The 8,239-nt window shown below is 66.5% G+C and carries 8 protein-coding genes; 5 read left to right on the plus strand and 3 right to left on the minus strand.

Annotated elements, in window-relative coordinates; genetic code table 11:
• Nucleotides 1-193: 193 nt before the first annotated feature.
• Nucleotides 194-1,555 carry an MFS transporter gene (locus GGR61_RS20335; RefSeq protein WP_184623688.1) on the minus strand — a complete coding sequence of 454 codons (1,362 nt, stop codon included), beginning with the start codon at nucleotides 1,553-1,555 and terminating at the stop codon, nucleotides 194-196.
• A gap of 334 nt (nucleotides 1,556-1,889) precedes the next feature.
• Nucleotides 1,890-2,783, minus strand: a complete 894-nt coding sequence (locus tag GGR61_RS20340) for a LysR family transcriptional regulator (protein ID WP_184623690.1) — start codon at nucleotides 2,781-2,783, stop codon at nucleotides 1,890-1,892.
• A gap of 100 nt (nucleotides 2,784-2,883) precedes the next feature.
• Between GGR61_RS20340 and GGR61_RS20345 the strand changes: the two genes are divergently transcribed.
• The 3 genes from GGR61_RS20345 to GGR61_RS20355 all read left to right on the plus strand — a co-directional run bounded on the left by GGR61_RS20345 (nucleotide 2,884) and on the right by GGR61_RS20355 (nucleotide 5,803).
• The gene (locus GGR61_RS20345) at nucleotides 2,884-3,723 is read left to right on the plus strand and encodes an SDR family oxidoreductase (RefSeq protein ID WP_184623692.1); all 840 of its coding nucleotides are present in this window, start codon (nucleotides 2,884-2,886) and stop codon (nucleotides 3,721-3,723) included.
• A 117-nt stretch (nucleotides 3,724-3,840) separates the two neighbouring features.
• Nucleotides 3,841-4,389 (plus strand): RNA 2'-phosphotransferase, encoded by a 549-nt coding sequence (locus GGR61_RS20350; RefSeq protein ID WP_184623693.1) that lies wholly within the window; start codon nucleotides 3,841-3,843, stop codon nucleotides 4,387-4,389.
• A 148-nt stretch (nucleotides 4,390-4,537) separates the two neighbouring features.
• Nucleotides 4,538-5,803 carry a phospholipase D-like domain-containing protein gene (locus GGR61_RS20355; protein WP_184623695.1) on the plus strand — a complete coding sequence of 422 codons (1,266 nt, stop codon included), beginning with the start codon at nucleotides 4,538-4,540 and terminating at the stop codon, nucleotides 5,801-5,803.
• Nucleotides 5,804-5,857: 54 nt separating this feature from the next.
• Here GGR61_RS20355 and GGR61_RS20360 read toward each other — a convergent pair whose 3' ends face one another.
• Complete coding sequence (locus GGR61_RS20360; protein ID WP_184623697.1) at nucleotides 5,858-6,394, minus strand: hypothetical protein; 537 nt, start codon at nucleotides 6,392-6,394, stop codon at nucleotides 5,858-5,860.
• Nucleotides 6,395-6,642: 248 nt separating this feature from the next.
• On the opposite strand from GGR61_RS20360, the gene GGR61_RS20365 reads away from it, so the two are divergent.
• Nucleotides 6,643-6,849, plus strand: a complete 207-nt coding sequence (locus GGR61_RS20365; protein WP_184408240.1) for a hypothetical protein — start codon at nucleotides 6,643-6,645, stop codon at nucleotides 6,847-6,849.
• On the plus strand, nucleotides 6,836-7,948 hold the full coding sequence (locus tag GGR61_RS20370; protein WP_184408241.1) for a type II toxin-antitoxin system RelE/ParE family toxin: 1,113 nt from the start codon (nucleotides 6,836-6,838) through the stop codon (nucleotides 7,946-7,948). Before GGR61_RS20365 ends, GGR61_RS20370 begins: the two co-directional genes overlap by 14 nt.
• The last annotated feature ends 291 nt before the right edge of the window (nucleotides 7,949-8,239 follow it).

Below are 8,239 nucleotides of genomic sequence, written 5' to 3' on the forward strand. Positions count from 1 at the left end.
CGCTGCTGGCGCGGGCTGGGATGAGGGGACGGTGCAGCAATGCACGAGCGCAGCATCGATGCGTCACCTCAGCGGCGCGTGGCGACGGGTTCACCAGGGCTGGCATGCCAGTTACCTGAGGCGCTCCCTCATCCGCCCTTCGGGCCCCTCCTCCCGCAGGGAGAAGGGAATGGCTCGGCCCGCGCGCAACCCATCAGCGCTTGCGCTGACGCATCGCCGCTTCGTCATCCAGCCAGTTGCTGCCCTTGTTGGTCAGGAAGAACATGTAGACCACCAGCGACACCGCGATCACCGCCGTTGCGTAGATCACGAACTCGCTCACGTGCCCAGTCTTCAACGAGGCCTGGTACAACAACGGCGCGGTGCCACCAAACGCGGAATTGGCCAGCGCATAGCCCAGGCCCACGCCCAGCGCGCGCACATGGGTGGGGAACAGTTCCGCCTTCACCACCGCATTGATCGAGGTGTAGCCGGTCAGGATCACAAAGCCCACGGTGAGGATCGCGAACGCGGCCAGCCAGTCGGTCTGCTTGGGCAGCTCGGTCACCAGGAACCAGGTGTAGAGCACCCCGCCGATGCCGAAGAACACCAGCAGAGTCTTGCGCCCAACGATGTCCGACAGCCAACCGCCGACCGGCTGCATCAGCATCAACACCGTCAGCGCGACCAGGTTGATGATGGTGCCGGCCATCACGTCGCCACCGGCAAACGCGGTCTGGATCATCTTCGGGCCGGTCACCGAATAGGTGTAGAACGCGATCGTGCCGCCGGCGGTGATCAGGAAGCACAGCAGCAGCGGGCGCCACTGATTGACGAACAATTCGCGCATCGAGCCCGATGCCTTGGCCTTGCCGGTGCGCGAATCGGCGATGGATTCGGAGCTCAGCGACTCGTCCATGGTGCGGCGCAGCCAGAACACCACCAGCGCGCCGATGCCGCCCAGGCCGAACGCCACGCGCCAGCCCCATGCAGACACCTGCGGGGCGTCGAAGAAATGCAGCATCACCAGCAACGTGGCCTGCGCCAGCACATGCCCGCCGACCAGCGTGACGTAATGGAACGACGACAGGAACCCGCGCCGGCCGGGAATCGCCGCCTCCGACATGTAGGTCGCGCTGGTGCCGTATTCGCCGCCGGTGGCAAAGCCCTGCAACAGCCGCGCCATCAGCAGGATGATCGGCGCGGCAATGCCGATCGTGGACACCGTGGGCGTGATCGCGATGACGAACGAGCACAGCGCCATCATCGACACCGAGATGGTCAACGCCAGACGGCGGCCGTAGCGGTCGGCGAAGCGGCCGAAGTACCACGCACCGATCGGGCGCATCAGGAAGGTCATCGCAAAGATCGCCCACACGAACATGGTGGCGTTCTTGTCTTCCTTGGAAAAGAACTGCGATTCGAAATAGACCGCAAACACCGAGTAGACGTAGACGTCGTACCACTCGACCAGATTGCCGGCCGAGCCCTTGAGCGTGTTGGACACCGAACGGCGAAGGCTACCGGGGGCTGCGCCAGAACCGGCGGCGATCGGGGACGTTGGGGGTGCGCTCATGCAGACGGAACCTCGTGGTGGACACCCCGGGAGTATAGGTGCCTGCTGGTGTGACGCATGTAAGCATTTCGGCGCATAGGCAGGCGCCGTGCAAGCGGCTAGTCCGTGCGGTTTGTGGTCGGGTGGCAGCCAACCGGGAGCGTTCGCTTGCCTCGCTCCACAGCGACGTCCACTGAGATCATTTTTTGCTTCAGTCCGCTTTCGGCGTCGGTGCAGCCCAGCGATTTGCTGTCTCGCAAGGAGCCAGCCGCGCGGCAGCACGGGTGCGTCCGCGACGGCATTGCCGAAAACGCAGGCCGTTATTGTCGAGACCGCATTGGATGCCCATCGACGACTACGGCAACACCTGCTTGAGCGTCTCGATAAAGGCACGCAGGCCCGGCGGAATCTGTCGATGCCCGGGGTAATACAGCACCAGTCCCGGAATCGCCGGGCACCACTGCTCCAGCACGCGCACCAACGTGCCGCGCGCCAGCGCAGCCATCGCCGCATGCTCGGGCACATAGGCGATGCCAAGGCCGGCTTCGGCGGCCTCGCTCATCGTCTGAGTCTGGTCCAGCGTCAGCCGCCCCGGCACATCGATCACCACCTCCTGACCGCGCCGCTCGAACTCCCAGCGATACAGCTTGCCGCTGGGCATGCGATGCCGGATGCAGGCGTGGCGATGCAGATCGTCCGGTACGTCCGGGCAGCCGGCACGCTGCAGATACGCAGGTGCGGCCACCGCGATGAAACGCGTCTGGCCACCAAAGGGCACCGCGATCATGTCCTGCGGCACCGATTCGCTCAGACGGATGCCGGCATCGAAGCCGGCCGCCACGATGTCCACCAGGCGCCCTTCGCTGACCAGGTCCACCGACAGCGCCGGATGCCGCGCCAGCACCTCCGGCACCACCTGCTGCAACAACAGCCGCACCACCACGTCCGGTGCATTGATGCGCACCGTACCGGTGGGCCCGCTGCGGAAGGCGTCCAGTTCGCCCAGCGCATGCTCGACGTCCTGCAATGCCGGCACCAGCTTGGCGTACAGCCGTTCGCCGGCTTCGGTCAACGACACGCTGCGCGTGGTCCGATGCAACAGGCGCACGCCGAGGTTGCGCTCCAACGCGCTGATCAGGTGGCTGAGCGAGGACGGCGCCAGCCCCAGCTCGGTGGCCGCACGCCGAAAGCTGCGATGCACCGCCACGCTCGTAAACGCGGCCAGATCATTGAATGTGGGCTTGGGCATTAGTGGTGAAAACGCATCAACTCATTCGAATTCTATGGCATAGACCCATCAATTCCCTGCACCTAAGGTGGTTTCTCTTCCCAACGCAAAGGCAACCCCCATGTCCAGAACCTGGCTGATCACAGGCGCCTCCTCCGGCTTCGGCCGCGGCCTGGTCGAAACCTTGCTGGCGCGCGGCGATCGCGTCGCGGCCACGGTGCGGCGCGCGGATGCGCTGGCCGATCTGCAGGCCACGCACGGCAACGCGTTGACCGTCCTGCAACTGGATCTGCGCGACAGCACAGCAGTGCGCGACGTCGTGGCCCAGGCCTTCCAGACCCTGGGCAGGATCGACGTGCTGATCAGCAACGCAGGCTACGGCACGCTCGGTGCGGCCGAGGCCGCCACCGATGCGCAGGTGCGCGCGGTCATCGACACCAACCTCATCGGCTCGATCACACTGATCCAGGCCGCGCTGCCGCAGCTGCGTCGTCAGGGTGGCGGGCACGTGGTGCAGGTGTCGTCCGAGGGCGGCCAGATCGCCTACCCCGGTTTCAGCCTGTACCACGCCAGCAAATGGGGCATCGAAGGCTTTGTCGAAGCCGTCGCGCAGGAAGTGGCCGGCTTCGGGATCCACTTCACCCTGGCCGAACCTGGGCCGGCACGCACCAATTTCGGCGCCGCACTGGTCAGGATCGATTTGCCATCCGACTACGCCGGCACGCCGGTCGACGCCCTCAGCCGCGCGCTGGACGACGGCAGCTGGGTCATCGTCGGCGACCCGGAGCGGATGGTCGCGGCGATGATCGCCTGCACCGAACAATCGCCCCCGCCGTTTCGCCTGGTCATGGGCGGCAGCGCGTACCACGCCATCCGCGATGCATTGACCACGCGGCTGGCCGCGCTCGACGTCCAACGCGAGCTGGCGTTTTCCACCGATAACCCGGCGGCCGCTGGATGATGGCAGCCACGGTGGCGTCGCGCAGTCACTCCGGAGCAGTGGCGCCCGTTGGCGACGCGCATGCGTCAATATTGCCGGCATCACTCGCCGCAACAAGGACGCTTCGCGCGCTGCACCATGAGCAAGCACCATACCGAGATCAGCAAGTTCCTCAGCTTCGTATTGCGCCACGACCCTCACGCCATCGGACTGACGCTCGACGCGCAGGGCTGGGCCGAGATCGATGCGTTGATCGCCGGCGCCAAGGCCAACGGCACCACGCTTGATCTGGCGTTGATTCAAGCGGTGGTCGCCGGCAGCGACAAGCAACGGTTTGCGCTTTCTGACGATGGGCGGCGCATCCGTGCAGTGCAGGGCCACTCCACGCCCACCGTCGCCCTGCAGCTGGAGGCCAAGCTGCCGCCCGAGGTGCTGTATCACGGCACGGCCACGCGGTTTCTCGACGCGATCATGGCCGAAGGATTGCGCCCCGGCCAGCGCCACCACGTGCATCTGTCCGACAACATGCAAACGGCCGCATCGGTCGGGCAGCGGTACGGCGCGCCGGTCGTCCTGCAGGTGGAGGCCGGCCGCATGTACCGCGATGGGCTGCAGTTTTTCCAGGCCGATAACGGCGTGTGGCTCACCGCGCATGTGCCAGCAACGTTCCTGATACGCCCGCGTTGAGCTAGCGGGCGGGACAAGCCGGCAACCTCCAGAGCAACGCGCGGCAGGCCCGGCAAGCCGTCCACCCTTCACAACTCCCATGCCGCCGCCCTTGCCAGAATCCTGGCCGCTCGGGGCCGTTGATGGCAGGGGAACAGGAGCTGGATGCATGCTATGGATCATCGTGGGCACGATCATCGGCGCGTTGGTGATCGGCCTGGTGGCGCTCAATTTCGCCACACCTGAGAAAAAGCTCGAACACATCCCGAGCCATTGCTACGACGTGTCCGACCCGCAGTTCAAACGCGAGATGTCGGTGTTGCTGGGCCCGGCGATCCTGCCCGGCAACAAGATCGAGGTGCTGCAGAACGGGCGCGAGATTTTTCCGGCGATGCTGGCGGCCATCGGCAGCGCGCAGCACACCATCACCTTCGAAACCTACATCTATTGGTCCGGCGAGATCGGCCGCGAGTTCAGCCAGGCGCTGTCCGAGCGCGCGCGGGCCGGCGTCAAGGTGCGCGTCACCATCGACTGGGGCGGCAGTTTGAAGATGGACCCGTCGCTGGTGGAGAACATGACCGACGCCGGCGTGGAAGTGCATCGCTATCGTCCACTCACCTGGTACAACCTGCACCGGGTCAACAACCGCACCCATCGCAAGTTACTGGTGATCGATGGCCGCATCGGCTTTACCGGCGGCGTGGGCGTGGCCGATCAGTGGATGGGCGATGCGCAGGACCCGGAGCACTGGCGCGACTCGCATTACCGCATCGAAGGCCCGGTGGTGGCGCAGGTGCAGGCCGCCTTCAACGACAACTGGATCAAGAGCACCGGCCGGGTGCTCAATGGCGCCGAGTACTACCCCGCGCTATCGCCGGCCGGCGACAGCGACGCGCAGCTGTTCGTGGCCTCGCCGGCCGGTGGCAGCGAGAGCATGCACCTGATGTATCTGATCGCCATCGCCGCAGCGCGCACCTCCATCGACCTGGCGGCTGCTTACTTCGTGCCCGATGCGCTGATCACCCGCTCGTTGCTGGAAGCGCGCGCGCGTGGCGTACGCATTCGCGTGCTGCTGCCCGGCAAGCATATCGATGCGATTTCGGTGCGGCTGGCCTCCAAGGCCAGTTGGGAACCGTTGCTGCAGGCCGGCATCGCCATCCACGAATACCTGCCCACCATGCTGCACACCAAGCTGCTGATCATCGATGGCCTGCTGGTCTCGGTGGGCTCGACCAACTTCGACATCCGCTCGTTCCGCCTCAACGACGAGGCCAGCCTGAATGTCTACGACGCCACGCTGGCCGCGCGTATGACCGAGGTCTTCGAGCGCGACCTGCAGCAGGCCGAGCTGTATACGCTGGAACGCTGGCGCGCCCGCCCGCTGCGGCAGAAGCTGGCCGAGAAGCTGGTCATTCCGGTTCGCTCGCAGGTGTGATGCCGCGCGGGTGCGGTTGCCGGTCCAGCAAGCGTCAGCGGCGCCCGCCCACCCTCACGGCCGCGTGGGCGGGGTCGCACCCGGCTGCGCCTGCCGCCGCAACTGGCGCAACCGCCACCACAGCCCGCCGATGTGCGCCAGCGAGTACAACACCAGCGCTGCGGCAATGCCCAGCGTCAGCGGGCTGGCCTGCGACCCGGCCGCCGCCGCGCCCGCATTGAACGCACCAGTGGCCCAGCGCCAGGCCAGCCGCCCAAGCAGCACCAGCATCAAGGCGCCGCCGATCCACGGATTGGGTGTGTACCAGCCACGGCCGTCCGCCCATTCGGCATGCGTGTAGCGCAGCGACAGCATGCCCAGCCCGATGCCTGCCAGCCCGCCCGCCGCAACCCCTGGCGCGACATTCGGCAAGCCGTAGGCCGCAAACGCCAGCGCTGCAGTGGCGAGAACCAGCACCGCCATGCGCAGCGCCGTGCCGACCGGCTTCCATTGCTGGCGGCCGAAGCTGCGCCGGATGCGCCGGTAGTAGAGAAAGGCAATCGCCGCCATCGACAGATAAGGCGTCAGCGGTGCAATGGCAGCAGCGGGCATGGTGGTTTCTTGCGGCTGAGGTGACCGCCGCAGGATGAAACCAGCCACCGGCGGAAACAAGATGCCAGGCGTCACGTCGCGCACCGCGCGGCAGCTGCGCACGGCTGCTGGAAAGTCACCACCTGCCACCGGCCCTGGCCGCACTCACAGCACCGCCAGTGAACGCGGCTGCGCGCCGCGCCCATTGCCACACGCGAACACCGGCGGCGGCGGTAGACTTGTGCGCAGAGTTCCCCCACTGCAGTGCCATGTCTGCCATCAAGCAACACGCCCACGCCCTGATCGACACGCTGCCCGAAGCAGCTGGATGGGAGGACGTGTCCCGCGTCGTGGACGCCGCCGGCTTCCAGGCGGCGGTGCAGGACGGGATCGCGGCGGCGGACCAGGGTGCCTTTGCCGCGCCGGCACAGGTGACGGCACTGTTCGCCAAATGGGGCGTTGATGTTGCGGCGTGACTGGACCGTCCCGGCCGCCAAGCAGCTTGCATACGCCCAGGATCACTACCACGCGCTCAACCCGACCGCCGCCGCCGCGATGGCGCGGCAGGTGCTGGAAGCCACCCGCACCCTGGCCGAGCAACCCGGCCGTGGCCGCGCCGGCCGGGTCGCCGGCACCCGCGAGTGGGTGGTCAAGCAGACGCCCTACGTGCTGGTCTACCGCGTGCGCGGCGACGCGCTGCAGCTGCTGCACGTGCATCTGGAGCCTAGCGACTGGCTGCCCCGCAGCGAACCGCTGATCGAACGCATCGAGCCGTGGATCGCCGCGCTGATCAGCGCGTTGCTGCATGTGCTGATGCTGCTGATCCTGCTGTCGGCGTCCACGCCCACCATGACGCCGCCGCAAGGCTCGGCCAGCGGTGGCCGCACCAAGGTCGACTTCGTCGGCGACACCGCCGAGCCCGAGCAACCCACGCCCTCCCCGACACCGACACCGCCGTCGGCCAAGCCCGCCCCGGTGCAGCCGCCACCGGCCGCCTCGCCGGTCCAGTCCACCCTGGTCAAGAACGCCAAGAACCCGGTGCCGCCCGCAGGCAACACACGACGCGGTGGCCTGGTCGAGCAGCGCCAGACACAGCCGGTGCAGCGCCCCACGCCACCGCAACCGCCGGCAGAACCCTCATCGCCGCCGCAGCGCCGTCCGCAGACCTGGACCGGCCGCCCACCGGGCATGCTCGAAGAAGAAGCCGATGCCGCCGAAGACGGCATGTCCAACACGCCCACCATCAGCGAAGGCCGCCGCCGCGACCGCAACAACGCCCAACCCAGCATGGATGTGGGCGGCTACCAGGTCTATTACGAAGTGCGCAGCGAAACCCAGCTACGCAACTGGCGCGACCAGGGCATGAAGGAACTCGCCATCATCCTGCCCGGCACCCAGTACCGCATGGTCTGCCCACTGGAAGTCGCCCTCAAGCGCGGCTCCAGCAAGTGCCGCCTGCTGCCACCGGACTCGCCGGAACTCAAAGACATCGGCGATGCCCGCGAGGTCATCAACATGATGGAGGTCTACAAGCAGGGCGAGCCGGTGTGGCGTGGGCCGGGGCCGTATCGGTGAGTGGTGGGGTATGCGGCACGCATCAGCTACCTTAGCAACTCAAGCCAAGGTATGACGCGTTACCCAGTTACCGGACTGCTTGTACTTGATCTAAAGTTCGAGCAGTCCGAGTGCTGTGGGAAAGCGGCATTTCATCGATCACTGTTCGTGACCTGCCCCCACTGAGCCGTACCAGCTGAAGCTATAAAGTCCGTGACCCCAAGAGGACGGACATGAAGAAGAACAGATTCAGCACCGAGCAGATCATCGGGTTTATCAAGCAGGCCGACGCGGGCATGGCCGTGGCGGAGT

Origin of the sequence: Xanthomonas sp. 3058 (genome assembly GCF_014199765.1) — a bacterium.
GTDB lineage: Bacteria > Pseudomonadota > Gammaproteobacteria > Xanthomonadales > Xanthomonadaceae > Xanthomonas > Xanthomonas campestris_B.